The sequence below is a fragment of the Streptomyces sp. NPDC006624 genome (genome assembly GCF_040611555.1).
GTDB lineage: Bacteria > Actinomycetota > Actinomycetes > Streptomycetales > Streptomycetaceae > Streptomyces.
The window spans coordinates 22,418-48,597 of the sequence record NZ_JBEXOM010000022.1; the positions used below are offsets into that span (position 1 = coordinate 22,418).

The following is a 26,180-nucleotide window of genomic DNA, read 5'->3' on the forward strand; positions in this document are numbered from 1 at the left end:
CGCAGGGGGCGCGTTGAGGCGCCGTCCTCTTGATTGTCAGTGGGGCCGGGTACGTTTTGGTGCATGGGGACGAAGACGGGCGCGCACATTGTCTGGGACTGGAACGGCACGCTGTTCCATGACATCGACGCGATCATCGGGGCGACGAACGCGGCGTTCGCCGAGCTGGGGCTCGAGGCGCTGACGCTGGAGAAGTACCGGGAGCTGTACTGCGTGCCGGTGCCGAAGTTCTACGAGCGCCTCATGGGGCGGCTGCCCACCGAGGCCGAGTGGGAGCTGATGGACGACATCTTCCATCGGTACTACGCGGAGCACCGGACCACCTGCGAGCTCACGTCGGGGGCCGTGGAGCTGCTCTCCGGCTGGCGGTCGTCGGGTCGCAGCCAGTCGATCCTGAGCATGTACGTGCACGAGGAGCTGGTGCCCTTGGTGCGCGGGTTCGGGATCGAGCCGCACTTCATACGGGTGGACGGGCGCACCGGCCCGTCGGGCGGCAGCAAGGCCGAGCACATGGTGCGGCACCTGGGGTCCCTCAGCGGGGTGGCGCCGGAGCGCACGGTGGTGATCGGGGACGCCGCCGACGACGCGGTGGCCGCCCTGCACGTGGGGGCGCGGGCGGTGCTGTACACCGGCGGCTCGCACAGCCGGGCGAGCCTGGAGGCGGTGGGAGTGCCGGTCGTGGACACGCTGGAGGAGGCCGTCGCCGAGGCCGAGCGGCTCGCGGCGTAGTGACCGCTCCTGGTGTGGCCGCCGGGGACGGCCGGATGCCTCCGGACCGTCCCCGCCCGTAGCGACACTGTGCAGAACGTCAAACTTCGAGGGCTGGTTTTGTACACATACGGCTCATGACGGAGCCCCTGTAAGGAGCGATAGCCTTAGTGGCGTGATCAGCGCGATAGTTCGCGGGGACGCCGTCGTCCCTGCCCTGCGCCCGGAGAGCACGGACGACATCCGTGTCCGGGCGGCAATCGCTGGTCCTCGCGGGCGGGACGGGGCATCGAGAACTCCCTGGACGCCGAGCACCACCCGGACCCAGGCGTCGCCGAGAGCAGCGTCACACCGGTGGCACAGCTCAAGAATGGCTCAGACACCCCCGCTTTTCTCACCTTGCGGCATAGCGTCGGAACAGACCGGATACCCCGTGACACGACGTGACGTCGTAAGCGCAGAGGCCGTACTTCCTTCTACGTCACGCAACGGCGCGCGACAGGAGCCAGAGGACAATGCAGACCAAGCTGGACGAAGCCAAGGCCGAGTTGCTCGAGAGGGCCGCCCGGGTAGCTGAGAACGGCCCGGTCGGGGGGCACCTACCGACCGGGTCGACGGGCGAGGAGACCCCGGACGCCCCCGAAGCCCCGGACCGCGAGTCCCTGCTCTCGTTCCTCCAGCGCTACTACCTGCACACGGCCCCGGAGGACCTCACCGACCGCGACCCGGTCGACGTCTTCGGAGCCGCCGTATCCCACTACCGGCTGGCCGAGAACCGCCCCCAGGGCACGGCCAACGTGCGGGTCCACACCCCCACCGTGGAGGAGAACGGCTGGACCTGCAGCCACTCCGTCGTCGAGGTCGTCACGGACGACATGCCCTTCCTCGTCGACTCCGTCACCAACGAGCTGACGCGGCAGGGCCGCGGGATCCACGTCGTCATCCACCCGCAGTTCGTCGTGCGGCGCGATGTCACCGGCAAGCTCATCGAGGTGCTGCCCACGCCGACGACCGGCATCGGCGACCTCCCGCACGACGCGCACGTCGAGTCCTGGATCCACGTCGAGATCGACCGCGAGACCGACCGGGCCGACCTGAAGCAGATCACCGCCGACCTGCTGCGCGTGCTCTCAGACGCCCGTGAGGCCGTCGAGGACTGGAGCAAGATGCGGGACGCGGCGCTCCGGCTGGCCGAGGGCCTGCCGGACGAGCCCATCCCCGACGACCTGCCCGGACCGCAGGTCGAGGAGGCCCGCGAGCTGCTGCGCTGGCTGGCCGACGACCACTTCACGTTCCTCGGCTACCGCGAGTACCAGCTGCGCGACGACGACTCGCTGGCCGCCGTGCCCGGCACCGGTCTGGGCATACTGCGCGCGGACCCGCACCACTCGGACCAGGAGAGCCACCCGGTCAGCCCGTCCTTCGAGCGGCTGCCCGCCGACGCCCGGGCCAAGGCGCGCGAGCACAAGCTGCTGGTGCTGACCAAGGCGAACAGCAGGTCGACCGTGCACCGGCCGTCGTACCTGGACTACATCGGGGTCAAGAAGTTCGACGCGGACGGCAACGTCATCGGCGAGCGGCGCTTCCTCGGACTGTTCTCCTCGGCCGCGTACACCGAGTCGGTGCGCCGCGTGCCGGTCATCCGGCGCAAGGTCGAGGAGGTCCTCGAACAGGCCGGCTTCTCGCCCAACAGCCACGACGGGCGCGACCTGCTGCAGATCCTCGAGACGTACCCGCGCGACGAGCTGTTCCAGACCCCGGTCGACGAGCTGCGCGCCATCGTCACGTCCGTGCTGTACCTCCAGGAGCGCCGCCGGCTCAGGCTCTACCTGCGCCAGGACGAGTACGGGCGCTACTACTCCGCCCTCGTCTACCTCCCGCGCGACCGCTACACCACGGCCGTCCGCCTGCGGATCATCGAGATCCTCAAGGAGGAGCTCGGCGGCATCAGCGTCGACTTCACGGCCTGGAACACCGAGTCGATCCTGTCCCGGCTGCACTTCGTGGTCCGCGTCCCGCAGGGCACCGAGCTGCCGCAGCTGTCCGACTCCGACAAGGAGCGCATCGAGGCCCGGCTGGTCGAGGCCGCCCGCTCCTGGGAGGACTCCTTCGCCGAGGCGCTCAACGCCGAGCTGGGCGAGGAGCGAGCGGCGGAACTGATGCGCCGCTACGCGCACGCCTTCCCCGAGGGCTACAAGGCCGACCACAACCCGCGCGCCGCGGTCGCCGACCTCGTCCACCTGGAGCAGCTGAAGGCCGAGGAGGGCACGGACTTCGCGCTCAGCCTCTACGAGCCGGTGGGCGCCGCCCCCGAGGAGCGCCGCTTCAAGATCTACCGCACGGGTGACGCGATCTCGCTGTCCGCGGTGCTGCCGGTCCTCAACCGGCTCGGCGTCGAGGTCGTCGACGAGCGGCCCTACGAGCTGCGCTGCACCGACCGCAGCGTGGCCTGGATCTACGACTTCGGCCTGCGCATCCCCCGCCCGCAGGGCGGCGGCGCGGACTACTTCGGCGACGACGCCCGCGAGCGGTTCCAGGACGCCTTCGCGGCCACCTGGACCGGCAAGGCGGAGAACGACGGCTTCAACGCCCTCGTGCTGAGCGCCGGGCTGACCTGGCGGCAGGCGATGGTGCTGCGCGCGTACGCGAAGTACCTGCGCCAGGCCGCGTCGACGTTCAGCCAGGACTACATGGAGGACACCCTCCGCAACAACGTCCACACCACCCGCCTGCTCGTCTCCCTGTTCGAGGCGCGGATGTCGCCCGACCGGCAGCGGGCCGGGCACGAGATCGTGGACGCCCTGCTGGAGGAGGTCGACGCGGCCCTCGACCAGGTGGCCTCGCTCGACGAGGACCGGATCCTCCGGTCCTTCCTCACCGTCATCAAGGCGACGCTGCGGACCAACTTCTTCCAGGAGGCGGACGGCGGCGAGCCGCACGACTACGTCTCCATGAAGTTCGACCCGCAGGCCATCCCGGACCTGCCGGCGCCCCGCCCGGCGTTCGAGATCTGGGTGTACTCGCCGCGGGTCGAGGGCGTGCACCTGCGCTTCGGCAAGGTCGCGCGCGGCGGTCTGCGCTGGTCCGACCGGCGTGAGGACTTCCGCACCGAGATCCTCGGCCTGGTCAAGGCGCAGATGGTGAAGAACACCGTCATCGTGCCGGTCGGCGCCAAGGGCGGCTTCGTCGCCAAGCAGCTCCCGGACCCGTCCGTGGACCGGGACGCGTGGCTGGCCGAGGGCGTGGCGTCGTACAAGACGTTCATCTCGGCGCTGCTCGACATCACCGACAACATGGTGGCGGGCGAGGTCGTCCCCCCGGCGGACGTGGTCCGGCACGACGAGGACGACACCTACCTCGTGGTCGCCGCCGACAAGGGCACCGCGACCTTCTCCGACATCGCCAACGAGGTCGCCGAGAAGTACAACTTCTGGCTCGGTGACGCCTTCGCCTCCGGCGGCTCCGCCGGCTACGACCACAAGGGCATGGGCATCACCGCCCGCGGCGCCTGGGAGTCCGTCAAGCGGCACTTCCGCGAGCTGGGCGTGGACACCCAGACCGAGGACTTCACGGTCGTCGGCATCGGCGACATGTCCGGCGACGTGTTCGGCAACGGCATGCTGCTCTCCGAGCACATCCGGCTGGTGGCCGCCTTCGACCACCGGCACATCTTCATCGACCCGAACCCGGACGCCGCGACCTCCTACGCCGAGCGCCGCCGGCTGTTCGAGCTGCCCCGCTCCAGCTGGGAGGACTACGACAAGGAGCTGCTGTCGCCCGGCGGCGGCGTCTTCCCGCGCACGGCCAAGGCCATCCCGGTCAACGCCCACATCCGCGAGGCCCTCGGCATCGAGGCCAAGGTCACCAAGCTGACCCCGGCCGACCTGATGAAGGCGATCCTGCACGCCCCGGTGGACCTGCTGTGGAACGGCGGCATCGGCACGTACGTCAAGTCCTCGGCCGAGTCCAACGCGGACGTCGGCGACAAGGCCAACGACGCCATCCGCGTCGACGGCAAGGACCTGCGCGTCAAGGTCGTCGGCGAGGGCGGCAACCTGGGCCTGACCCAGCTCGGCCGGATCGAGTTCGCGCTGCACGGCGGCCGGATCAACACCGACGCCATCGACAACAGCGCGGGCGTGGACACCTCCGACCACGAGGTGAACATCAAGATCCTGCTCAACGGGCTGGTCACCGAGGGCGACATGACCGTCAAGCAGCGCAACAAGCTGCTCGCCGAGATGACCGACGAGGTCGGCCGCCTGGTGCTGCGCAACAACTACGCGCAGAACACCGCGATCGCCAACGCCCTCGCCCAGTCCAGCGCCATGCTCCACGCCCAGCAGCGCTTCATGAAGCACCTGGTCAGGGAGGGCGACCTCGACCGGGCGCTGGAGTTCCTGCCCACCGACCGGCAGATTCGCGAACGCCTCGCGCAGGGCCAGGGCCTGACCGGCCCGGAGACGGCCGTGCTGCTGGCGTACACGAAGATCACGGTCGCCGAGGAGCTGCTGCACACCTCGCTGCCGGACGACCCGTACCTGAGCACGCTGCTGCAGGCGTACTTCCCGACCGAGTTGCGCGAGCAGTTCCCCGAGCACCTCGTCAGCCACCCGCTGCGCCGTGAGATCACCACGACCGTGCTGGTCAACGACACGGTGAACACGGGCGGCACGACGTATCTGCACCGGCTGCGCGAGGAGACCGGGGCGTCGCTGGAGGAGATCGTGCGGGCGCAGACCGCGGCCCGGGCGATCTTCCGCCAGTCACCGGTGTGGGACGGCGTCGAGGCGCTCGACAACAAGGTCGAGGCCGAGGTCCAGACCCGGATCCGGCTGCACTCCCGCCGCCTGGTGGAGCGCGGCACGCGCTGGCTGCTCAACAACCGGCCGCAGCCGCTCCAGCTCGCCGAGACGATCGACTTCTTCGCCGACCGGGTCGAGCAGGTCTGGGGCCAGCTGCCGAAGCTGCTGCGCGGCGCCGACCTGGAGTGGTACCAGAAGATCTTCGACGAGCTGTCGGGCGCCGGGGTCCCGGACGACCTGGCCACGCGCGTGGCCGGGTTCTCCTCCGCCTTCCCCACGCTGGACATCGTCTCGATCGCCGACCGGATGGGCCGGGATCCGATGGAGGTCGCCGAGGTGTACTACGACCTCGCCGACCGGCTGCGCATCACCCAGCTCATGGACCGCATCATCGAGCTGCCCCGCTCCGACCGCTGGCAGTCCATGGCCCGCGCGGCGATCCGCGAGGACCTGTACGCGGCGCACGCGGCGCTGACCGCCGACGTCCTGGCGGTCGGCAACGGCAGCTCGACGCCGGAGCAGCGCTACAAGGCCTGGGAGCAGAAGAACGCCGCGATCCTCGGCCGCGCCCGTACGACGCTGGAGGAGATCCAGGGCTCCGACGCGTTCGACCTCGCCAACCTGTCGGTGGCGATGCGCACGATGAGGACGCTGCTGCGCACGCACTCGTAGCGGGCACGGCGTCCTGAACGCCCCGGGCCGGTGCGGACCGGCCCGGGGCGTTCCGTCATGGCCGTCCGCCGAGGCGGCTCACTTCAGCGCGCTCGCGAGCAGGCGTGCCGCCCGCTTCACGCGCGGTCTCGCCACCCTGCGGACCATCGGGCGGATGACCTTCGCCGTGACTCCGACCGGCTCCCAGCGCACCTGCAGCCGGCCCGGTCCGTGGCCCTCCGGTTCCACGGTCAGCCGGTGGTGGGGTACGCGGGCGGTCAGGGCGGGGAAGACCAGCGGGGCCAGGAGCAGGCCGGTGTTGGTCAGGCCCCGGTGGTGCAGGCGGAGCAGGGGGTGGCGGATGCCCGCGAAGCCCTGGAACGGGAGGGAGGCGGCCGCGAGGTCCAGATGGGCGTGGCCCTCGAACAGGCCGGGGCCGACCGGGGAGAGCCGGAAGGCGACGTGCAGGCGGCGGCCGCCGGGGGCGATCAGCAGGGTCGCGCGCTGGGGGCCGACGGGGAGGCGCAGCGCGGGGTCGTACGTGCGGATCGTGAGGTCGACGGAGGCGCCCGGGCCCCGGGTGATCTCCGTGATCTCGTGGCGGAACTGGGCGGCGGGGAAGGGGCGGGTGTCCAGCTCCAGATCCGAGAGGTCGAGTTCGCGGCGGGACCAGGCGGTGGGGGGGATCCGGTCGCCCCAGTACGTGCGGCCCTCCTCGTCCGTCGTCACCTGCCGGGGTGCCACCCCGTGGCCCAGGCCGCGGGCCGCCGTCCCGGCCTCGGCGAGGCGGCGGTCGCGGATCAGCTGGAGGACCACGCGTTCCGCGCGGGGCAGGCGGGCGAACGCGCCCGGGGTGAGGGTGTCGAGGTAGGGGGTGACGAGGTCCGCGAAGGCCGTCAGCCACTCCTCGTCCCGGTAGGGCAGGTCACCGGCGTACATGCGGAAGTCGTGCTTGAGGAACTTGTGGTCCTTGTCCTCGCGCAGCGACTCGTGCCCGCTCTCGGCGAGGAACCTGTCGATGAGGTGCTGGACGTGGATCCGGTCGCGGACGTTGGCGAGCTTGTGCCGCTGGTTGGATATCGAGGCCGCGTCGGAGGCGGCGAAGGGCGCCACGTACCAGCGGTAGACCGGCTCCGGGATGATCGTGAACGCCTTGGCCAGGCAGTACGCCCGCACCGAGAACAACTGGTCCTCGTAGTGGATGCCCTCGGGGAAGCGCAGGTCGTGCCGGTCGAGGAAGGCCCGGGCGTACATCTTGCTGGTCGACAGGTGCTCGAAGAGCAGCCGGGGGTCGGCCTCGATGCCCTCCAGGGTGCGGCGTTCGGCGACCAGGTGCGGCATCCACGTCGAGCGCCGGCCGTTGTCGACGCGGATCCGCTGCACCGCGCCCATGGCGAAGTCGATCTCGCGTTCGCGGTGCGCGGCGAGCAGCAGTTCGACGGCGTTGTCCGGGAGTTCGTCGTCGCTGTCGAGGAACATCAGCAACGGCGCCCGGGCGATCTCCAGGGCGCGGTTGCGCGGGGCGCTGCAGCCGCCGCTGTTGCGTTCCAGGCGCAGGTGGCGGATGCGGGGGTCCTCGGCCGCCAGCCGCCGTGCCACCGCCGGGGTGGCGTCCGTGGAGTGGTCGTCGCTGATGATGATCTCGAGGCCGGCGTGGGTCTGCCGGCGGACCGAGTCGACCGCGCGGGTGAGGCGTTCGGCGTCGTTGTAGACGATGACCGTCACGGTGACGTCGGGTGTGCTCATGCGGTCGCCTCCCGCGGGGTGGGGGCCGGGGTGCGTTCCTCGATCGGCAGCACCGGCGGCAGGTCCGGCCCGTCCTGGCCGAGGAAGACGCGCCGTACGACGCGTTCGGCGGCGCGGCCGTCGTCGTACTCGCAGAACCGGCGGCGGAAGACGGCCCGGGTCTTCGCCGCGTTGTCGTCGTGCCAGGCGTCGCCGGCGAGGATCTCCGTCAGCTCCTGCTGGGTGCGGGCCACCGGGCCCGGGGCCTCGGCCATCAGGTCGAAGTACACGCCCCGGGTGGTGCGGTAGGTCTCCCAGTCGTCGGCGTGGATCACGATCGGGCGGTCGAGGTTGGCGTAGTCGAACATGATCGAGGAGTAGTCCGTGACCAGCGCGTCCGCCGCCAGGCACAGCTCCTCGACCGGTTCGTAGGAGGAGACGTCGATGATCCGGCCCGTGCGGCGCAGGTGCGTCAGGGGCGAGGCCGCGCCGCCGTAGAAGTAGTGGCCGCGCACGAGCAGCACCGTGCCCTCGCCCAGCCGGTCGGCGAGGGTGGCGAGGTCCAGGCGGGGCGTCCAGCCCGCCTCGTAGTCGCGGTGGGTCGGCGCGTAGAGGACGGCGCGGTGGCCCGGGGCGATGCCGAGGCGGTCGCGCACCGCGCGGACGTCCGCGGCTCCGGCCGTGTAGTAGACGTCGTTGCGCGGATAGCCGTAGTCCAGCGAGACGTAGCGCGAGGGGTAGGCGCGTTCCCACATGCGGGTGGTGTGGCTGTTGGCGGAGACGCTGAAGTCCCACTTGTCGATGCGCTCCAGCAGCGCCTGGAAGTCCAGGCCCTGGGCGGCCGCGGGGAACGCCATCTGGTCGATGCCCATGCGCTTGAGCGGGGTGCCGTGGTGGGTCTGGACGTGGACCGCGTCCGGGCGCTTGACGACCGCGTTGGGGAAGTTGACGTTGTTGACGAGGTACTTGGCGGTGGCCAGCGTCTCCCAGTAGCGGCGCGTGCCGGGCACGACGTGGTCGGTGCCCGGCGGGAGGAGGGCCGCGTTCTGCTCGGACACCACCCACACCGCGTGGATCCCCGGGGCGAGTTCGGCGAGCTTCGCGGCGATCGCGGCGGGGTTGCAGGCCACGCCGCGGTTCCAGTACGCCGAGAACACGGCGAGGTGCGGGTCGACCGGGCGGCCGAGCGCCCTGCGGTACTGGTGGTCGCGGAGCTTGGCGCCCACCTGGCGCCTGCGGGTCCGGACGGCCGACCTGGCCGTGCGGCGGGTGCGGTTGACGGCCTGGAACGCCCGGTACTTGCCGTAGGCGCCCTCCTCCAGCAGGGAGCGGCGGACCCCTTCCAGGCCGCCGGGGCGGCGGTGGCCCTCGGGGCGGCGGCGCAGGGCGGCGAGGGACGCCCGGCGGAAGAACTCCCGGGCGACGTCCTCCTCCATGCCGCCGCGGGCGAAGGTGCGCAGGCAGTCGCGGACCATGACCTCGTAGAGCACGGTGTGGGCGGAGCGGCGGTCGCGGGTGAGGTCGAGGAGGGACTCGTAGCGCGCGACGAGGCCGTAGCGCTGCTCGGCGGTGACCGGGGGCAGGCTCGCGGGGCGCAGCCTGCGGTCCTCGTAGCCGACATGCGGCAGGCAGGCGACGCGGTCGGCGAGCAGCAGGACGGCCAGGGCCGCGTACGGCTCGTCGTCGGTGGTCAGCCGCTGTTCGTGCGCCCGCCAGAAGTCCGCGCGCAGGACCCGGGTGCCGAGCAGCGGGGTCAGGCGCAGCAGGGGCGCGCAGTCGTCGAGGGCGAGGTCGGCGCGGCCCGCCCGGGCGAGCAGGGGGCCGTCCGGGGAGGGCAGGCCCGAGGTGTGCCAGGTGCTGCGCAGGTGGTCCGTCAGCAGGACGTCCACCTCGGGCGGGAGCCCGGCCACCCGCTCGGCGATGGTGCGCGGGGTGCCGGCGGGCAGGCCGTCCTTGGCGTGCACGAAGTGCAGCCAGCGTCCGCCGGCCCGGGCCGCGCCTGCCGCCCGGGCCGCCGCGTCGCCCGTGCCGTCCGGCAGCGGCAGCACCTGGACGTCCGGGGCGTGCCGCTCGGCCGTCTCCCGGGCCCAGTCGCCGACCGCCGCCACGATCACCTCGGCGTCCGGCAGGGGGTGCGCGGCGAGGGAGTCGAGGAGTTCGGTCAGATGGTCCTGCACGTTCGGCCCGTGCACGATGACGCTGAGTTCGGCCATCACGGACTCCTCCTCACCAGACACGCCTATGCGGTCATGGTGGCACCGATGCGGCGAAAGGACCGGCCGGGCTGCGCCTCACGAGGGAACGGCGGCCTTGGGCTTCGGCTTGGGCTTCGCCGACTTGTCCCCGGTGAACGCCTCGTACTCCTTGAGGACCTCCTCGGTCGGGCCGTCCATGAGCAGCTCGCCGCGCTCCAGCCACAGCACGCGGTCGCAGGTGTCGCGGATCGACTTGTTGTTGTGGCTCACCAGGAAGACCGTGCCGGCGTGCTTGCGCAGCTCGCGGATGCGCTGTTCGGAGCGCTTCTGGAAGGAGCGGTCGCCGGTGGCCAGCGCCTCGTCGATGAGCAGCACGTCGTGGTCCTTGGCGGCGGCGATGGAGAACCGCAGCCGCGCGGCCATGCCCGAGGAGTACGTCCGCATCGGCAGGGTGATGAAGTCGCCCTTCTCGTTGATGCCCGAGAAGTCGACGATCTCCTGGTAGCGGTCCTTGATCTGCTCGCGGGACATGCCCATGGCCAGGCCGCCGAGGTGCACGTTGCGCTCGCCGGTCAGGTCGTTCATCAGGGCCGCGTTGACGCCGAGCAGGGAGGGCTGGCCGTCGGTGTAGATGTGGCCGTTCTCCACGGGCAGGAGCCCGGCGACGGCCTTGAGCAGGGTCGACTTGCCGGAGCCGTTGGTGCCGATCAGGCCGATCGCCTCGCCCTTGCAGGCGACGAACGACACGTTCTTCACGGCGTGCACCCGGCGCACGCCCGCCGCCTTCTCGGTCTGCTTGCGGCGCAGCATGCGGTTGAGGGCGGCGGTCGCGGAGCCGCGTCCGGCGCCGGTGCCGTTGACGCGGTAGACGATGTCGACGCCGTCGGCGACGACGGTGGGGATCTTCTCGCTCGGGTGCTCAGCCACGGCCGTACGTCTCCTCAGCCTTCCAGAAGTAGATGAAGCCGCCGACCCCGGCGACCAGCGCCCATCCCACGGCGATCGCCCACACGTGGGAGGGCAGCCGGTCCGCGTGGAAGCTGTCGATCAGGGCGAAGCGCATCAGGTCGATGTAGACGGCGGCCGGGTTGGTCTCCAGCAGCAGCGTCACCGCGCGGGGCAGCCGGTCCTTGTCCGCCAGCTGGTCGATGCTCCACATGACACCCGAGACGTACATCCAGGTGCGCAGCACGAACGGCATCAGCTGGGCGATGTCGGGGGTCCTGGCGCCCATCCGGGCCATGACCAGCGAGACACCCGCGTTGAACGCGAACTGCAGGAACAGCGCCGGCACCGCCAGCAGCCAGGACACCCCGACCGGCACCCCGAAGCAGAGCAGGATCACGACCAGGGCCGCCATGGAGAACAGCAGCTGCTGGAGCTGCTGCAGGCAGAACGACAGCGGCAGCGCGGCGCGCGGGAAGTGCAGGGCCCGGACGAGGCCGAGGTTGCCGGATATCGCGCGGGTGCCCGCCATGATCGAGCTCTGCGTGAACGTCCACACGAACACGCCCGTCACCAGGAACGGGACGTAGTCCGGCACGCCGTGCTTGGTGCCGAGCAGCACGCCGAAGATGAAGTAGTAGACCGCCGCGTTCAGCAGCGGGGTCATCACCTGCCAGACCTGGCCGAGCTTGGCCTGGCTGTACTGGGCGGTGAGCTTGGCGGTGGCGAACGCGGTGATGAAGTGCCGGCGGGCCCACAGCTGCCGGACGTACGCGGGCAGGGAGGGCCGGGCGCCGCTGACCGAGAGGCCGTGGCGGGCGGCGAGGGCCGCGAGGTCGGGACCGGCCGGGACCGGGACCGGGGCCGGGATCTGGGGCGGTGTGTCGAGGACCTGGCTCACATCCGCTGCTTTCGTTCGGGGGAGGGGGGTGGGGTGTGGGACCGGGGGCCGGGAAGAGGGGGCGGCAGGCCGGCAGGCGGCGGCTCTCACCGGAGTCCTGCTCTCACCGGATTCCTCACGGCTTCACACGGTCCTCTTACGTCGGGACGGGACCGTATCGTCGCAACGCGAGCGTACGACGGGCGGACGTCGGGACGCAACCGTTCCGTCGTCCCGCCCTATGCTGTCGGCATGACGACGAAGCCCGACGGGCCCCAGCAGCCCCGGCGCCGCCGGGCCCCCGCGGGGGCGGCCGTGCTGCGCGAGGACGTGACGGAGGCGATCCGGGCGGCGGTCTTCGAGGAGCTCGCGGCCGTCGGCTACGCGCGGATGTCCATCGAGGGGATCGCGCGCCGGGCGGGGGTGGGCAAGACGGCGGTGTACCGCCGCTGGCGCTCCAAGCTGCACCTGGTCCTGGACATCGTGTCGGCTCTGGCCGTACAGGGCCTGCCCGTGCCGGACACCGGCTCCCTGGAGGGCGACCTGCGGCTGCTCTACGAGGTGACGTCCCGCGCCCTGCGCCACCCCGTCGCCTCACAGGTCATCCCCGACCTCCAGGCCGAGGCGGCCCGCAACCCGGACATCGCCGAGGCGCTGCGCAAGGCCCTGCGGGAGGGGCAGGACGGGGTCGCCACCGGCATCGTGACGGCGGCCGAACGCCGCGGTGAGCTGCGCGAGGGCCTCGACCGCGACCTGGCCCTGGACCTGATCTCCGGCCCGCTGTACTGGCGCTCGGTGGTGATCCGCAGCCCGAGGCCCCCGAAGGGCTACCTGGACGCGCTGGCCCGGGCCACGGCGGAAGGGCTGCGGGCGCTGTAGGACCGGGCCCGCCGGGCGGAGACGCGGCGCCGGTCAGGGGCCGTCCGGTCAAGGGCGGGCCTGCGGGTGCAGCCGCACCCAGCCCTCCCACGCCGAGGTGATCATGTCCTGGACGTCGTGCCGGGCCTTCCAGCCCAGTTCGCTCGCGGCCCGGTCCGCCGAGGCGACGACCCGGGCCGGGTCGCCGGGGCGGCGGGGGGCGACCGTGGGCGCCAGATCGTGGCCGGTGGCCGCGGTGATGCGGTCGATCATCTCCCGCACGGAGACGCCCTCGCCCCGCCCGATGTTGAGCGTGAGGTCCCGGCCGGGGGAGGAGCGCAGCACCCGGGCGGCCGCCACATGGGCCTCGGCCAGGTCGACGACGTGGATGTAGTCGCGTACGCAGGTGCCGTCCGGGGTCGGGTAGTCGTCGCCGAAGATGCGCGGCGGGGCGTTCTCCGTGAGCTTCTCGAAGACCATGGGGACGAGGTTGCACACGCCGGTGTCCGCCAGCTCGGGGGCCGCCGCGCCCGCCACGTTGAAGTAGCGCAGGGACGCGGTCGACAGCCCCGTGGCCCGGCCCGTCGCCCGCACCAGCCACTCACCGGCCAGCTTGGTCTCGCCGTACGGCGACATCGGCACGCAGGGCGTCTCCTCGGTGACCAGGTCCACGTCCGGCATGCCGTACACCGCCGCCGAGGACGAGAAGACGAAGGAGGGCACCTGCGCCGCCGTCACCGCCTCCAGCAGGGTCCGCAGGCCCTCGACGTTCTCCCGGTAGTAGCGCAGCGGCTGCTCGACCGACTCGCCGACCTGCTTCTTCGCCGCGAGATGGACGACGCCGGTGACCTCGTGGTCCGCGAGGGCGCGCGCGAGCCGCCCGGCGTCCAGCGTCGAGCCCACCACCAGCGGCACCCCGTCGGGCACGCGCTCGGCGATACCGGTGGACAGGTCGTCGTACACCACCGCCTGTTCCCCCGCAGCGGTCATCGCCCGTACGACGTGGGCGCCGATGTAACCGGCGCCGCCGGTGATCAACCAGGTCATGTGCGGCCGTCCCCTCGTTCGTGCGTTCGTCCGTGGTGGTGCGCGTCTGACGCGGATCTCAGTGAAGCAGCCGGCGCAGCCGTCCGCGTACGACCGACAGCACGCCGCCCGCGCCGGGTGCGAGGCGCAGCGCCAGCGCGCCGGAGTGTGTGGCGTACGGCTGTACGAGTACCACGCCGTGCCGGGCGCTCGGGACGGCGCGACGGCGCAGCAGACCGGCGCCCGTGAGCGCGTGCGCGGTGACGTCCCGGCTCACGCCGTCCCGGAAGCGGATGCGCAGCCGCAGGTCCCAGGTCCCCGCCCCGGCCGCCGCCAGGGCGGCCAGGTCGACGGCGGCCTCGGCCGACCAGGTGCCGGCGGCCCCCTCCGGCCCGGCGGTCCCGGCGGCGGGGGCACCCGGCACCAGCGCCGCGCTGCCGCCCGCGACCACACCGCCGTCGTCCCGGTGCACCCACTGCGTCTGCACCGTCTCAGGACCCGCCTGCGCCACGCGTCCGTACAGCTCGTGCAGGCGCAGCCGGAGCCGGGTCCCGCCGCGGGCGCGCGGCCGGAGCCCGGCGTCGACGGCGAGCGGCAGCGCGCGCACCGGGGCGGTCAGCAGGGGTTCCAGGGAGACCTGGGGGAGGTCGGCCGCCCAGACGGGCGTGCCGTCGGCGGCACGGGCGTACGGCGGGTACAGACGGGCCGGGCGGGCCGCCAGCTCCCGCAGCCGCGGCAGGTCGCGCGGCTCCGGGGACGCCAGCACGACCCGTCCGGCCAGCCGGCCGGGGGCGGCGGGATTGCGGGCCCAGTCGTCCGCGTCGTACTCCGCGAGGTGCGCCCGCGCCAGTTCCCACCACGCGCGCCGGTACGCGGCGTCACGCAACCCCAGCTCGCGCAGGTACATCCGCAGGTCGTGGTCGAGGAACTTGGCGCGTGCGGCCCGCGCGAGTTCCTTCTGCCCGGCGCCCAGCAGGATCTCGTACGCCTGCCGGCAGGCCTCGGTGCGGGCCCGCCAGTTGGCGACGCCGGCCCGGTCCAGGGAGATCGACAGCCGCTCGGCCGACCGCCGCACGTGCCAGACGTAGACCCGGTCCGGGATCAGGGCCACGCGCGGGGCGGCGGCCAGCACGCGCGCGGTGAAGACGACGTCCTCATACGGGAAGCGGCCCTCGGGGAAGCGGATGCCGTGCTCGCGCAGGAAGGCGGTGCGGTACAGCTTGTTGACGCACAGCGTGTCGTGGACCAGGCGGGGGCGGCGGGCGGGGTGCGGTACCGCGGCGTGCAGCGCGTACAGGCGCGGCTGCCAGGGCACCTCGCGCCCCGAGGGCAGCTCCCGGCGTACGCACAGACCGCTCACGACCTCCGCGTGCGCCCCCGTCGCCGCGTCGAGGAGCGCGTCGACCGCGCCGGGCGGCAGGACGTCGTCGCTGTCCAGGAACATCACGTACGGCGAGGTCACCGCGTCGAGCCCGGTGTTGCGCGGGGTGCCGCAGCCGCCGCTGTTGACCCGGCGGCGGATCACCCTCAGCCGGGGCTCCGTCGCGGCGAGCCGGTCCAGCAGCGCGGCGCTGCCGTCGGCCGAGCAGTCGTCGACGGCCACGACCTCCCGCACGGCCGGGCCCTGGGCGAGCGCCGAGCGCACGGCGCCGGTGACATGGGCGGCGTCGTCGTAGCCGATGACCACGACGGCGACACCGGCCGGCGGGCCGGTCCCGCTCCTGCCGGTGTCCCTCTCGGCGTCTCTCTCCGCATGCATCACGAGGGATCGTAAGCCGGGCGAATGACATGAAAGTGATAACACACCACTAAATGCCATCAATACGGACCCTACGGCGCAGAATCGGGCCGTGACGATCGGACAGTCGAGGGGGAGCGGCCGGTTCGGCACGGGCGCGGCGCCCGTGGTGGTCCCGATGGCGGTGATGCTCGCGCTCGGCCTGTGGGGCCTGGACCGCGGCGGCATGTGGGGCGACGAGAGCGTCACCTTCCAGGTCGCGCAGCGCACGGTCCCGCAGATCTGGCGGCTGCTGCACGACGTGGACGCGGTGCACGGCCTGTACTACCTGCTCATGCACGCCGTCCTGACGGTCCACCCGGACGAGGTCGTCCTGCGCCTGCCGTCGGTGTGCGCGGCGACGGCCACCGCCGGCCTGGTCGCCGCCCTCGGCGTCCGCCTGGCGGGCCCGCGGGTCGGGCTGTGGGCGGGCCTCCTCTACGCGATCACCCCGATGACCGGCCACTACGCCCAGGAGGGGCGCTCCTACGCGCTCGTCGCGGCCGGTGCGGCGGCGGCGACGCTGCTGCTCGTGAAGGCCGTGGAGGGGGCGGGGAGGCGGACCTGGTGGCCGTACGGGGCGGTCGTCGCGGTGACCTGTGTGCTGCACGAGCTGGCCGTGCTGGTGCTCTGCGCGCACGCGGCGACGCTGGCGCTGATGCGGGTGCCCCGCCGGGTGTGGTCCCGCTGGGGCCGGGCGGCGGGGGCCGCGGTGGCGCTCCTGCTGCCGATGGTGTGGGTGTCGCAGGGGCAGTCCGGGCAGGTGGCGTGGCTGGTGGAGCCCGGGTGGGACAGGGTCGAGCGGCTGGCGCGGAACGTCGTGCCCGGCCGGACCGGGGTGGTGTTCTGGGTGTCCCTGCTGCTGATGGCCGCCGGGCTCCGGCAGCGGCGGCTTGCGGCGGTCGCGGCTCCGCTGCTGCTCGTGCCCCCGGCGATCCTGCTGACCGTGTCGCAGGCCCGGCCGCTCTACCACGACCGGTACGTGCTGTACGCGCTGGCGGGCGCTTCGCTGCTGGTCGCCGCGGGAGCCGGGCGGGTGGCCGGGGCGCTGGGGCGGGTGCGGTTCGACGGGCGGCGGATGCGGGTCGGCGGCCGGCAGGCGCGCGCCCTGCTGGGCGTCACCGGCGCCCTCGCCCTCACCGCGGCCTTCCTGCACCAGCTGCCCGTCCACCGCCAGGACCGTGCGGCCGCGCACCGCCCGGACAACCTCGCCGTGGTCTCCGCGCTCGCCGTCCGCCAGATGCGCCCCGGCGACCCGGTGCTGTTCGTGCCGTCGGTCGGCAGGCTCGCCGCGCTGGCCTACCCGAAGGGGTTCCGGCGGGTGCGGGACATCGCGCTGCGGGAGTCCGCGCCCCGCTCCGGGACGCTGTGGGGCCGTGAGGCGACCCCGGCGGAGCTGCGGCGGCGGCTCGCCTCGGTGGACCGCGTCTGGGTCGTCGCCGAGACGTCCGTGCTGGACCCGCGCTGGTCGCCGCCTGACCCCGTCGAACGGGCCAAGCTCGCCGTTCTGGCGGCCGACTTCACCGTCCGGGAGGAACACATGCGGGACGGGGTCGTGCTGCGCCTCCACGTCCGGCGGAGCCCTGCCGGTGTGCCTGCGGACCCGGCCGGCGTGCCGCCCGGATCCGCTACGACGGCCCGGCTGCCGGACCGCCCGGGGCGTCCGCGAGGGCGGCGGCGTCCAGCGCGGAGGTGAGTTCGTCCAGGCGGGCGCGCAGGGCGCGGATCTCCGCGGCGTCGAAGCCGGTCGAGGAGGCGATCCGGCGCGGCACCTCGACCGCCCGCCGCCGCAGCGCACGGCCCTCCTGCGTGAGCCGCACCTCCACCGACCGCTCGTCGCGGGCACTGCGCTCCCGGGTCACCAGACCCGCCGCCTCCAGCCGCTTCAGCAGCGGCGACAGCGTGCCGGAGTCCAGGCGCAGATGCTCCCCGAGCTTCTTGACGGGCAGCTCGCCGTGCTCCCACAGCACCAGCATCACCAGGTACTGCGGGTAGGTGAGCCCCAGGTCCTTGAGGATCCCGCGGTAGACGCCGTTGAAGGCGCGCGAGGCCGCGTGCAGGGAGAAGCAGATCTGCTGGTCCAGGCGGAGCCAGTCGTCGTCCGGCGTGTTCATGCGTCCAGGGTAGCTCGGGCCCACCATTCAATTGCGCACAACTTAATTGCGTGCTTTAATCATGGCTGTCGGGCGGCCCGGAAGCGGGCCGCCGCACCGTGACATGTGAGAGGGAAGGATTTTCATGGACGCGCTCTACACCGCTGTCGCCACCGCCACCCACGGCCGCGAGGGCCGCACCGTCAGCTCCGACGGCGTGCTGGACCTGGCGCTGGGGATGCCGCAGGCGCTGGGCGGCAACGGCCAGGGCACCAACCCCGAGCAGCTCTTCGCCGCCGGCTACGCGGCCTGCTTCGGCAGCGCCCTCGGCCTCGTCGGCCGCCAGGCCAAGGTCGACGTCAGCGACGCCGCCGTCACCGCCGAGGTCTCCATCGGCAAGCAGGGTGAGGGCTTCGGGCTCGCCGTCACCCTCCGCGTGGAGCTCCCCGACAGCGTGGACGAGGCGACCGGCCGCAAGCTCGTCGACCAGGCCCACCAGGTCTGCCCGTACTCCAACGCCACCCGCGGCAACATCGACGTCGACCTCGTCATCGAGTAACCGCCCCGCGCCTCACCCCCCGACCCGCGCCAGCACCTCCCCCGTCCGTCTGCTCCACGCCACCACCACCGCCTCCTCGGGCACCGGGTGCCAGCGCGTCAGCAGCAGCCAGCGCACGTGGTAGCGGCGGACGACGGCGGCACGCTCGGCGCGGGTCGACCCGGGGGCGAGATAGGCCCGGACGTCGGCCGCCCGGCGCTGCCGCTCCCGCTCGTCCAGGGCGGGGTCGGGCCAGATGGGCGCCGCGAGGTTCGGCCCGTACCCGGCGATCGCGTGACTCGCGAGATACCCGTCGGTGATCACCACCTCGCCCGGCCCGATGTGCCGCGCCGCCCAGTCGTACGACGGCCAGCGCGTCGGCTGTGCGAACCCCACCGGATCGACCGAGCGCGGCACGACCGCCCCGGCGTGCACGGTGACGAACCCGGCGCACACCCCCGCCGCCGCCACCCCGCCCAGCACCCGCCGGGCCCGCTTCCAGGGCCGGGGCGCCGCCAGCTCCACCGCCAGGGCGAACTGCAGCGGCACCAGGACCGCCCACAGCACCCGGGCGTAGGTGTAGTGCCCGCTCACCCAGCCGTACGCCAGCAGCAGGCACTCCAGCAGGAACATCAGCACCAGCGGATCGCGCGCCGACCGGCGTGCCCGCACCCACAGCGCGGGCAGGCCCGGCAGCGCCAGCCAGGAGTTGGCGAACAACCGCTCGTACAGTTGCCGGTGCATCGCGTCCAGCCCGGTGTCGCCGACCAGCTCCCAGACGTCGTAGTACGGCCACGCCAGCGCCACCGCCGTGCCCACCGCCCCGGCGAGCGCCCAGCGCGCCGCCACCCCCCGGCGCCAGCCGCGCTGCCGGGACGCCACCACCGCCACCGCACCCGTCAGCGCCGCGGCCGCCGTGACCGGGTGGGTCAGCAGGATCAGCGCGTACAGCGCGCCGATCCCGGCGTACCCCCACCAGCCGCCCAGGCCGCTCGGGCCGACGAACCTGACCGACGTGGTGTCGTCGTGCGCGCGCCTGCCCGTCCAGGCCCACGCCCAGAACGTCAGGCCGATGGCGAGCGCGGACGGATACCCCAGGTTGACCGTCATCGGCATCAGCCCGAGGTAGCCGCTCCACAGGATCCGTGTGGTGCCCCACAGCAGCGTCATGAAGACCAGGGCCCACACCGGCGCCCACGGGCGCGGGGAGATCGTCCGGACGAAACGGCCGAGCCCCGCCAGCAGCACCACCAGGTGCACCGGGCCGGCGAGCTTCACGACCTCCCAGCCGCTCAGCCCCGTCAGCCGCGCCAGCGCGCCCTGCGCCACCGCGTACGGCCCGTAGTACGGGCTGCCCTCGCCCGGCAGGTCCGCCATGCTGTGCGCCGGGTGGAGCAGATCCGCCTTGAGGCGCTCGACGACCGCCGCGTGCTGCCCGGCGTCGCAGCACAGCGGGACACGCCAGTACGCCAGCGTCATCACCAGCCAGAACAGCGCGCCGAAGACCTGGTACGGAGTCGGCCGCCCGTACCGGCCGCCGCGCAGCGCGGTCGCGCCGCGCACCGTCCGCCGGACGACGTTCGGGGCGCTCACAGGACGGGGGGAAGGGCGAGGGTGTGGGGCATGCGCCGAATGTTCCCGCCCGTCCGCACCCCCTGACCCGGCGTCACTTCATCGGGTGAGGCCGCTTCGCCCACCTGCCGACCGGCCGTCGCACAGCGCCTGCTCCGCCGCCGCCGGCCAGCGGGCGAACCGGAACTGCGTCCGCTGGTAGGCCCCGGTGAGGTTCCGCCAGAACCGCTCGGCGGTGAGCGGCGCGCGCACCGACTCCCTCAGCTCGGCGAGCCGCCCGCAGCCCAGCGCCGCCCGGGCCGCCCCGACCGTCTCTTGCGAGGCCCCGGCACGCCGCAGGTCGCGCGCCGGTGGACGGTCGGCCGCCCACTCCGCGAAGACCCAGTGGTTGCGCAGGAACTTCTCGTGCCCGGGCCAGCTCCACCGCTCCAGCGTCAGATGCGCGCCGATCGGGCTGGCCAGCCCCCAGGCGTCGTTGACGTAGGCGTCGAGCGGCGCGGCGGCCCCCGTGACGCCGAGATGGCGACCCACGATCACCACGTGGTACGGGGAGTCCGCGCGCATCGGCGTCGCGTGCAGCCGCCGCTCCCCGTCGAAGTACAGCAGCGTCGGCCGGGGCGACCGGGCGGCCTCGGCCAGCATGCGGCGGCCCTCCGGCAGGGCGGGCCAGTTGTCCACCCAGGTGGCGGTGCGCACCGGGTTGTGGTCGCCGAGGCCCTCCACGTCGGAACTGCGCACGTTGAAGGAGCCGGGCGTGCTGCGCACGTCGAACGGCGTGCGCAGCGGACTGACCGCCGCGCACAGCCACACCACCAGCAGCGCGCTCGCCGCACCGGTGAACCGGTTCGCCGGGACCACCAGCACCGGCAGGAGCAGCAGCAGGAGCGCGGGCAGGATCATGCGCGCGTGCATGTAGTCGCCGCCGACCCGGACGACGTACCCGGCGAGCAGCAGGCCCGCCGCGAAGGGCGCCAGCAGCACCGCGAGGGAGGCGCGGCCCGGGACGCGGTCCCGCCGCTGCCCGCGCGTGCGCCGCACCAGCAGCACGGCCAGCGCGCCCAGCACGGGGACGACGGGCCACAGCCAGTAGGGCCCGAGCGTCTCCTGCACGTACCCGGCGCCCCGGCTCCAGTCGCTGGCGCTCGCCTCCTTGGCGATGGCGGGCAGCGGCACCAGGATCCCGTAGTACCCGGCGCGGAAGACCTCGTAGGCGAGGGGCAGCGCCCCCGCCGAACCCAGCATCGCCGCCGTGCCCCGCCCCGAGGGCCGCAGCACCCACCACTGCGCCGCCAGGAAGCACCCCGTGACCACCGCCAGATCGGGCCGGACCAGCGGCCCCAGCCCGAACACCAGGGCAGCCGCGTACGTCACCCGGGCGTCCTGGCCGCGCCGGGTGCCCGTCAGCAGCCACCACGACAGCCCGGTCCAGAACGCGCCGAGACCGCTCTCCAGACCGGAGGTCATGTACGACCAGAACGGCGGCACGGCCAGCAGCACGCACACGCCCCCGGGCAGCAGCAGCCCCGCGCTCCGGTGCAGCCGGCAGGTGGCGTACAGGGCGAGCCCGAACCCGGCGGTGCTCAGCACCAGTCCGAGCCCCACCGCCAGGAACGCCGGGTCCTCGCCGGTCACCCAGGTGGCCAGCGCCAGCAGCCACTGCCACAGGGTGCCGGTCGAACTCTCCGCCCGCTCCCCGACGTTGAACACGGGCCCGTTGCCCGCCAGGATCTGCCGGACCGGGCGCAGGTAGATGAGCCCGTCGTCGCAGATCCAGCGGCGCCGGTAGCCCAGCACGAACAGGGCCGCGGCGGGCACGGCGACCAGGGCCGCGTGCCACCAGTGCACCGGACCGAGCCGCTCGGCGGCGGCCGGGGGACGCACCGAGCCGGCCCGCTGACCGGGCACGGAGGGGACGGTTCCGGAGCCGGCGGGCGTCCTCATCGCTCGACCAGCACCTCGGTGCGGGGGCTCACGCCGTCGGTCCGGCGGGCCGCGGGCAGCGGTGTGCCGGACCGCTCGCCCAGCATCAGCAGCCGGACCACCCGCTCGGCGGCCCGCCCGTCCTCGAACTCGCAGTACCGCTCCCGGAACCGGGACCGCAGCCGGGCCGCCTCCGCGTCCTGCCAGGTGCCGGAGGCGAACAGCCAGGCCAGCTCCCGGTAGGAGCGCGACACGTGCCCGGGCGCGTCGGCGGTGATGTCGAAGTAGGCGCCCCGGCTGGCCGCGAACGCGCCCCAGTCGTCGGCGTGGACGACGACCGGCCGGTCCAGCAGCACGTAGTCGAACATCAGGGCCGAGTAGTCGGTGACCAGCACGTCGGAGGCGAGCATCACCTCCTCGACGTGCGGCTCGTCCGTCGCGTCCACCACCACGCCCCGCCGGTGCAGGTCGGACAGCCCCAGCCCGCGGGCCACGCCCTGGGCCAGCGAGGGGTGCAGCCGGACGACCAGGGTGTGGCCAGGGCCGAGGTCCTCGGCGAAGCGGGCCGGGTCGAAACGGTCGACGTGGCCGCCGCGCCGGTAGTCGCGGCGGGTCGGCGCGTACAGCACGACCGTGTGACCGGCGGGGATGCCGAGCCGCTCCCGCACCTGCCGGCCCCGCTCCGGCCCCGCGCCGACCAGGACGTCGTTGCGCGGGCTGCCGGTGCGCAGCGAGGTGAAGTGGCAGGGGTAGGCCCGCTCCCAGGCGAGCTCCGCGTGCCGCCCGGCGACCAGGCTGTAGTCCCAGCGATCGGCCCGGCGCAGCATCTGCGGCACGTCGAAGCCGTGCCGGGCGCCCGGCTTGGTCAGCAGGTCCGCGCCCATGTACTTCAGCGGGGTGCCCTGGTGGGTGTGGATGTGGACGCTGCCCGGCCGCTTGGCGAGGGTGCCGGGCCAGTTGACGTTGTTGACCCAGTACGTGGCCCGTGCCATGACCTCGTGGTAGCGCCGCGAGCCGGGCGTCACGTGGTCCACGCCCGGCGGCAGCAGGTCCACCGCGTCCTCCCGCACCACCCACACGCCCCGGATGTGCGGGGCGATCTCGCGCGCCTTCTCGTAGATCGCGGCCGGGTCGCCGGTCACGCCCCGGTGGTGGGTCGCCGAGTAGACGGCGAGGTGCGGATCGAGCGGCCGCTTCGACTGGGTCCGGTACCAGGCGCGCAGGGCGCCGCCCGAGGCCTTACTCGCCACCTTCCGCTTCCCGGCCAGCGCGGACGCCCGCAGGTCGCGCAGCCCGCGCACCATCGCGTACGAGGCGTAGGGCGCCGCCGCCAGCAGCCGCATCTCCACCCCCCGCCAGCCGTCCGGCTCGGCGAAGCCGCCCTCGGACAGGTGCCGGCGGTGGAAGGCGCGGATCTCGCGGTAGAAGTCACCCCGGTCGGCCGGCCGTACCCGGTCCTCGCGGGCCAGCACGAACAGCATGTGGTCCAGCGCCCGCTCCAGCAGCAGCGGACGCGCCCAGTCCAGGTCGGGGCGCTGCTCCAGGAACGCGAACAGCCCCTCGTACTGCGGGAAGATCTCGAAGTGCCGCCGCCCGGGCGTCTTGGTGATGGCGCCCTGCCGGCGCTGCCGGTACTCCACGCCGATCCGGTCCAGGCAGGCGATCCGCCCGGCCAGCACCATCGACCGGTAGGTCACCGGCGCGTCCTCGTACAGCCCCGGCTCGTACCGCAGGCCGTGCTCCTGGAAGAAGGACCGGCGGTACGCCTTGTTCCAGGCCACCAGGAACAGGTTCAGGTACTGCGGGCTCTCCCGGACGGAGAAGGTGTCCAGGCCCGCCGCGGCCAGCAGGTCCGCCGCCTCGCTGCGCCCGCCCCGGCCCCACCAGTGGGTGCGGACATGGTCGAAGACCAGGATGTCCGGGTCGCCGGTCGCCTCCAGCCGCGCGGCGACGGCCGCCAGCAGGCCCGGCGTGTAGTGGTCGTCGCTGTCCAGGAACAGGACGTAGTCGCCGGTGGCCTCCTCCACACCGGCGTTGCGGGCCCGGCCCAGGCCGACGTTCTCCGGCAGGTGCAGCACCCGCACCCGGGCGTCGCGGGCGGCGTACTCGTCGAGGATCGCGCCGCTGCCGTCGGGCGAGCGGTCGTCCACGGCGATCACCTCGATGTCGCGGTACGACTGTCCGAGCACCGAGTCGAGACACTCGTACAGGAAGCCCTGCACGTTGTAGACGGGGACGATGATGCTGAAGCGGGGCACTTCTTCGGTCAGCTCCTTACGGGGGTGGCGGCCGCGGGGGCCGGGATCCGCTCCGCGAGCGGGGTCACGGGCGGGATCGACGCGGGCGGCTCGCCCAGCAGCACCCGGCGCACGACGCGCTCCGCGGCGCGCCCGTCGTCGAACTGGCAGAAGCGCTCCCGGAAAGCGGCCCGCAGCGCCGCCGCGGACTCGTCGGCCCAGCCGCCGTCGCGGAAGACGGCCGCCAGCTCCCCGGGCGTGCGGGCGACCCGGCCGGGAGGGCACTCCATCAGGTCGAAGTAGACGCCCCGGGTCTCCCGGTAGACGTCCCAGTCGTCGGCGTACACGACGATCGGCCGGTCCAGGTTGGCGTAGTCGAACATGATCGACGAGTAGTCGGTGATCAGCGCGTCGGCCGCCAGGCACACGTCCTCCGAGGAGCGGTGGCCGGTGACGTCGATGATCCGGCCGCCGCCGCGGCCCGGCCCCCCGTCGTAGAAGTAGTGGGCGCGCAGCAGGACCACGTACTCGTCGCCGATCGCCTCGCAGAACTCCGCCAGGTCCAGGCCCGACGCGAAGCCGGTGGCGTAGTCGCGGTGCGTGGGGGCGTACAGCAGGGCCTTCTTGCCCTCGGGCACGCCCAGTTGCGCGCGGACGCGGGCGACGTCCCCGGCGGACGCCGTGCAGTACACGTCGTTGCGCGGATAGCCGTACTCGAGCGTCTCGTGGGTGCTGGGGAACGCCCGCTCCCACATCTGCGTGGAGTGCCGGTTGGAGGTGAGGTTGTAGTCCCAGCGGTCGACGCGGGCCAGCAGCTTCGCCATGCTCCCCGTCGCCGCGGCCACCACGGGGTAGGCCGCCTGGTCGGCGCCCATCTTCTTCAGCGGTGTGCCGTGCTGGGTCTGCAGATGCACGCTGCCGGGGCGCTTGACCACGGCGTCCGCGAAGTTGGCGTTGTTGACCAGGTACTTCGCCCGGGCCAGCACCTCCCAGTACCTGCGGCTGCCGATCACCGCGTACTCCACGCCCGGCGGCATGCCGCCCACCGCGTCCGGCTCCACCAGGAACACCGCGCGCAGGTGCGGGGCGAGTTCGCGCGCCTTGGCGTGGATCGCGGCCGGGTTGCAGGCGTAGCCGCGGCCCCAGTACGCGCAGTACACGACGAGGTTCTCGTCGAGCGGGAGCCGCCGCCACACCGCGTACCGCAGGCGGGTGCGCAGGCCCCGCGGGCGGGGCAGCAGCGCGGCGGCCCGCGCGGCCCGCCGGTTGGCGGCGCGCAGGGCACGGAACGCCGCGTACGAGCCGGACGCCAGCAGCCGGTGCTGGACGCCCAGGCTGCCCCCGGGCGGCCGGTAACCGGCGGGGCGGTGCCGCCGGTACAGCGCGCTCGCCCGGCGGAAGAAGGCACGGCGCCCGGCCGGCAGCCGCCTCGGGTGGGCGGCCGTCTTCAGCACGGCGGCGAAGAGCTGCTCGAACAGCGGGTGCAGCCGCTCGGCCGCCAGATCCTGCCGCGCGGCCTGCCGCAGCACCAGTTCGGCCTGGTCGAGCAGCTCGGTGTGGTGCGCGCCCGGCAGGCCCAGCCGGTTGCCCTGCCGGCGCAGCAGATGCCGGACGACGACCGCGCGCAGCACCGCCACCCGCTCCGCCCGCAGCGCGGCCAGCCCGCCGAACCCCACGTCGGTGAAGTGGTTCCCGGGGAACGTGACGTCCCGCTCGACGAGGAAGGCGCGGCGGTAGACCGCGCTCCACGCCGGGAGCACCACACCCGTCAGCCGCGGGGCCCGGCCGGGGGAGAACGCCCCGTCCGGTGTCCTGGCCAGCAGCGCGGCGGCCGGGTTGGCCGGCTCGCCCTCCCACCAGGGCGTGCGCTCGTGCTCGGTGTACAGGACGTCCACGTCGCCCACCGCGCGCAGCCGGTCGTCCAGCGCCGCCAGCGCCCCGGGGACCAGGACGTCGTCGCCGTCGAGGAACAGCACATGGCCGCCGACCGCCGCCCGCAGCCCGGTGTTGCGCGCCCCGGCCAGCCCGGCCGACGGCGGCGAGTGCACCGGCGTCACCCGGGAGTCCCGCTCGGCGTACCCGGCGGCGACGTCCGCCGCCGGTGCGTCGGGGGCGTCGCACACGGGGATCAGCTCGAAGTCGCCGAACGACTGGGCGAGGACGGAGTCCAGCGCCTGGGACAGCCGGCCCGCGACCCCATGGGACGGGACGACGATGCTGAAGCGGGGCATTCTGCTCTTTCTGTCGAGG

Annotated in this window: 16 protein-coding genes; 5 read left to right on the forward strand and 11 right to left on the reverse strand. The window is 73.4% G+C overall.

Features of this window, described 5'->3' with window-relative positions; all coding sequences use genetic code 11:
• The first annotated feature begins 63 nt into the window (after window positions 1-63).
• Together ABZY20_RS30715 and ABZY20_RS30720 are read left to right on the forward strand one after the other, a co-directional pair.
• Window positions 64-729: an HAD hydrolase-like protein gene (locus ABZY20_RS30715; RefSeq protein WP_356445694.1), complete on the forward strand. Its 666-nt coding sequence runs from the start codon at window positions 64-66 to the stop codon at window positions 727-729.
• 494 nt (window positions 730-1,223) lie between these two features.
• The gene (locus tag ABZY20_RS30720) at window positions 1,224-6,185 is read left to right on the forward strand and encodes an NAD-glutamate dehydrogenase (protein ID WP_356445696.1); all 4,962 of its coding nucleotides are present in this window, start codon (window positions 1,224-1,226) and stop codon (window positions 6,183-6,185) included.
• A gap of 78 nt (window positions 6,186-6,263) precedes the next feature.
• Here ABZY20_RS30720 and ABZY20_RS30725 read toward each other — a convergent pair whose 3' ends face one another.
• The 4 genes from ABZY20_RS30725 to ABZY20_RS30740 all read right to left on the reverse strand — a co-directional run bounded on the left by ABZY20_RS30725 (window position 6,264) and on the right by ABZY20_RS30740 (window position 11,930).
• Entirely contained in the window at window positions 6,264-7,910 is a 1,647-nt protein-coding gene (locus ABZY20_RS30725) for a glycosyltransferase family 2 protein (RefSeq protein WP_356445697.1), read from the reverse strand.
• Window positions 7,907-10,102, reverse strand: a complete 2,196-nt coding sequence (locus ABZY20_RS30730; RefSeq protein WP_356445699.1) for a CDP-glycerol glycerophosphotransferase family protein — start codon at window positions 10,100-10,102, stop codon at window positions 7,907-7,909. The genes ABZY20_RS30725 and ABZY20_RS30730 overlap by 4 nt, the downstream gene beginning before the upstream one ends.
• 78 nt (window positions 10,103-10,180) lie before the next feature.
• The gene (locus ABZY20_RS30735; RefSeq protein ID WP_356445701.1) at window positions 10,181-11,011 is read right to left on the reverse strand and encodes an ABC transporter ATP-binding protein; all 831 of its coding nucleotides are present in this window, start codon (window positions 11,009-11,011) and stop codon (window positions 10,181-10,183) included.
• The gene (locus tag ABZY20_RS30740) at window positions 11,004-11,930 is read right to left on the reverse strand and encodes an ABC transporter permease (RefSeq protein WP_356445703.1); all 927 of its coding nucleotides are present in this window, start codon (window positions 11,928-11,930) and stop codon (window positions 11,004-11,006) included. The genes ABZY20_RS30735 and ABZY20_RS30740 overlap by 8 nt, the downstream gene beginning before the upstream one ends.
• A gap of 231 nt (window positions 11,931-12,161) precedes the next feature.
• Here ABZY20_RS30740 and ABZY20_RS30745 point away from each other — a divergent pair, with 231 nt between their 5' ends.
• A complete protein-coding gene (locus ABZY20_RS30745) occupies window positions 12,162-12,788 on the forward strand; it encodes a TetR/AcrR family transcriptional regulator (protein WP_356445704.1) in 627 nt (208 codons plus the stop codon).
• A gap of 48 nt (window positions 12,789-12,836) precedes the next feature.
• Here the strand turns inward: ABZY20_RS30745 and galE are convergent, their stop codons facing one another.
• Complete coding sequence (gene galE, locus ABZY20_RS30750; RefSeq protein ID WP_356445706.1) at window positions 12,837-13,814, reverse strand: UDP-glucose 4-epimerase GalE; 978 nt, start codon at window positions 13,812-13,814, stop codon at window positions 12,837-12,839.
• Between the two features lie 58 nt (window positions 13,815-13,872).
• Window positions 13,873-15,552 (reverse strand): glycosyltransferase family 2 protein, encoded by a 1,680-nt coding sequence (locus ABZY20_RS30755; protein ID WP_356445708.1) that lies wholly within the window; start codon window positions 15,550-15,552, stop codon window positions 13,873-13,875.
• A 157-nt stretch (window positions 15,553-15,709) separates the two neighbouring features.
• Here ABZY20_RS30755 and ABZY20_RS30760 point away from each other — a divergent pair, with 157 nt between their 5' ends.
• A complete protein-coding gene (locus tag ABZY20_RS30760) occupies window positions 15,710-17,266 on the forward strand; it encodes a glycosyltransferase family 39 protein (RefSeq protein WP_356445841.1) in 1,557 nt (518 codons plus the stop codon).
• On the opposite strand, the gene ABZY20_RS30765 is transcribed toward ABZY20_RS30760, so the two are convergent.
• Window positions 17,199-17,684 carry a MarR family transcriptional regulator gene (locus tag ABZY20_RS30765; RefSeq protein WP_356445710.1) on the reverse strand — a complete coding sequence of 162 codons (486 nt, stop codon included), beginning with the start codon at window positions 17,682-17,684 and terminating at the stop codon, window positions 17,199-17,201. The two genes, ABZY20_RS30760 and ABZY20_RS30765, sit on opposite strands and share 68 nt — an antisense overlap.
• 124 nt (window positions 17,685-17,808) lie before the next feature.
• On the opposite strand from ABZY20_RS30765, the gene ABZY20_RS30770 reads away from it, so the two are divergent.
• Window positions 17,809-18,222, forward strand: a complete 414-nt coding sequence (locus ABZY20_RS30770) for an organic hydroperoxide resistance protein (protein ID WP_356445712.1) — start codon at window positions 17,809-17,811, stop codon at window positions 18,220-18,222.
• Window positions 18,223-18,234: 12 nt separating this feature from the next.
• Here ABZY20_RS30770 and ABZY20_RS30775 read toward each other — a convergent pair whose 3' ends face one another.
• The 4 genes from ABZY20_RS30775 to ABZY20_RS30790 all read right to left on the reverse strand — a co-directional run bounded on the left by ABZY20_RS30775 (window position 18,235) and on the right by ABZY20_RS30790 (window position 26,161).
• Complete coding sequence (locus ABZY20_RS30775) at window positions 18,235-19,794, reverse strand: hypothetical protein (protein ID WP_356445714.1); 1,560 nt, start codon at window positions 19,792-19,794, stop codon at window positions 18,235-18,237.
• Window positions 19,795-19,872: 78 nt separating this feature from the next.
• A complete protein-coding gene (locus ABZY20_RS30780) occupies window positions 19,873-21,714 on the reverse strand; it encodes a hypothetical protein (protein ID WP_356445716.1) in 1,842 nt (613 codons plus the stop codon).
• Window positions 21,711-23,951: a bifunctional glycosyltransferase family 2 protein/CDP-glycerol:glycerophosphate glycerophosphotransferase gene (locus tag ABZY20_RS30785; RefSeq protein ID WP_356445718.1), complete on the reverse strand. Its 2,241-nt coding sequence runs from the start codon at window positions 23,949-23,951 to the stop codon at window positions 21,711-21,713. Before ABZY20_RS30785 ends, ABZY20_RS30780 begins: the two co-directional genes overlap by 4 nt.
• A gap of 8 nt (window positions 23,952-23,959) precedes the next feature.
• Window positions 23,960-26,161, reverse strand: coding sequence for a bifunctional glycosyltransferase family 2 protein/CDP-glycerol:glycerophosphate glycerophosphotransferase (locus tag ABZY20_RS30790; RefSeq protein ID WP_356445720.1), 2,202 nt, complete (start codon window positions 26,159-26,161; stop codon window positions 23,960-23,962).
• Between the last annotated feature and the right edge of the window lie 19 nt (window positions 26,162-26,180).

What these genes read in the sequence shown, in the direction of transcription:
- ABZY20_RS30715 (WP_356445694.1), top strand. Translation starts at nt 64, where the DNA reads ATGGGGACGAAGACGGGCGCGCACATTGTCTGGGACTGGAACGGCACG.
- ABZY20_RS30720 (WP_356445696.1), top strand. Translation starts at nt 1,224, where the DNA reads ATGCAGACCAAGCTGGACGAAGCCAAGGCCGAGTTGCTCGAGAGGGCC.
- ABZY20_RS30725 (WP_356445697.1), bottom strand. Translation starts at nt 7,910, where the DNA reads ATGAGCACACCCGACGTCACCGTGACGGTCATCGTCTACAACGACGCC.
- ABZY20_RS30730 (WP_356445699.1), bottom strand. Translation starts at nt 10,102, where the DNA reads ATGGCCGAACTCAGCGTCATCGTGCACGGGCCGAACGTGCAGGACCAT.
- ABZY20_RS30745 (WP_356445704.1), top strand. Translation starts at nt 12,162, where the DNA reads ATGACGACGAAGCCCGACGGGCCCCAGCAGCCCCGGCGCCGCCGGGCC.
- galE (WP_356445706.1), bottom strand. Translation starts at nt 13,814, where the DNA reads ATGACCTGGTTGATCACCGGCGGCGCCGGTTACATCGGCGCCCACGTC.
- ABZY20_RS30755 (WP_356445708.1), bottom strand. Translation starts at nt 15,552, where the DNA reads ATGCATGCGGAGAGAGACGCCGAGAGGGACACCGGCAGGAGCGGGACC.
- ABZY20_RS30760 (WP_356445841.1), top strand. Translation starts at nt 15,710, where the DNA reads ATGGCGGTGATGCTCGCGCTCGGCCTGTGGGGCCTGGACCGCGGCGGC.
- ABZY20_RS30765 (WP_356445710.1), bottom strand. Translation starts at nt 17,684, where the DNA reads ATGAACACGCCGGACGACGACTGGCTCCGCCTGGACCAGCAGATCTGC.
- ABZY20_RS30770 (WP_356445712.1), top strand. Translation starts at nt 17,809, where the DNA reads ATGGACGCGCTCTACACCGCTGTCGCCACCGCCACCCACGGCCGCGAG.
- ABZY20_RS30780 (WP_356445716.1), bottom strand. Translation starts at nt 21,714, where the DNA reads ATGAGGACGCCCGCCGGCTCCGGAACCGTCCCCTCCGTGCCCGGTCAG.
- ABZY20_RS30790 (WP_356445720.1), bottom strand. Translation starts at nt 26,161, where the DNA reads ATGCCCCGCTTCAGCATCGTCGTCCCGTCCCATGGGGTCGCGGGCCGG.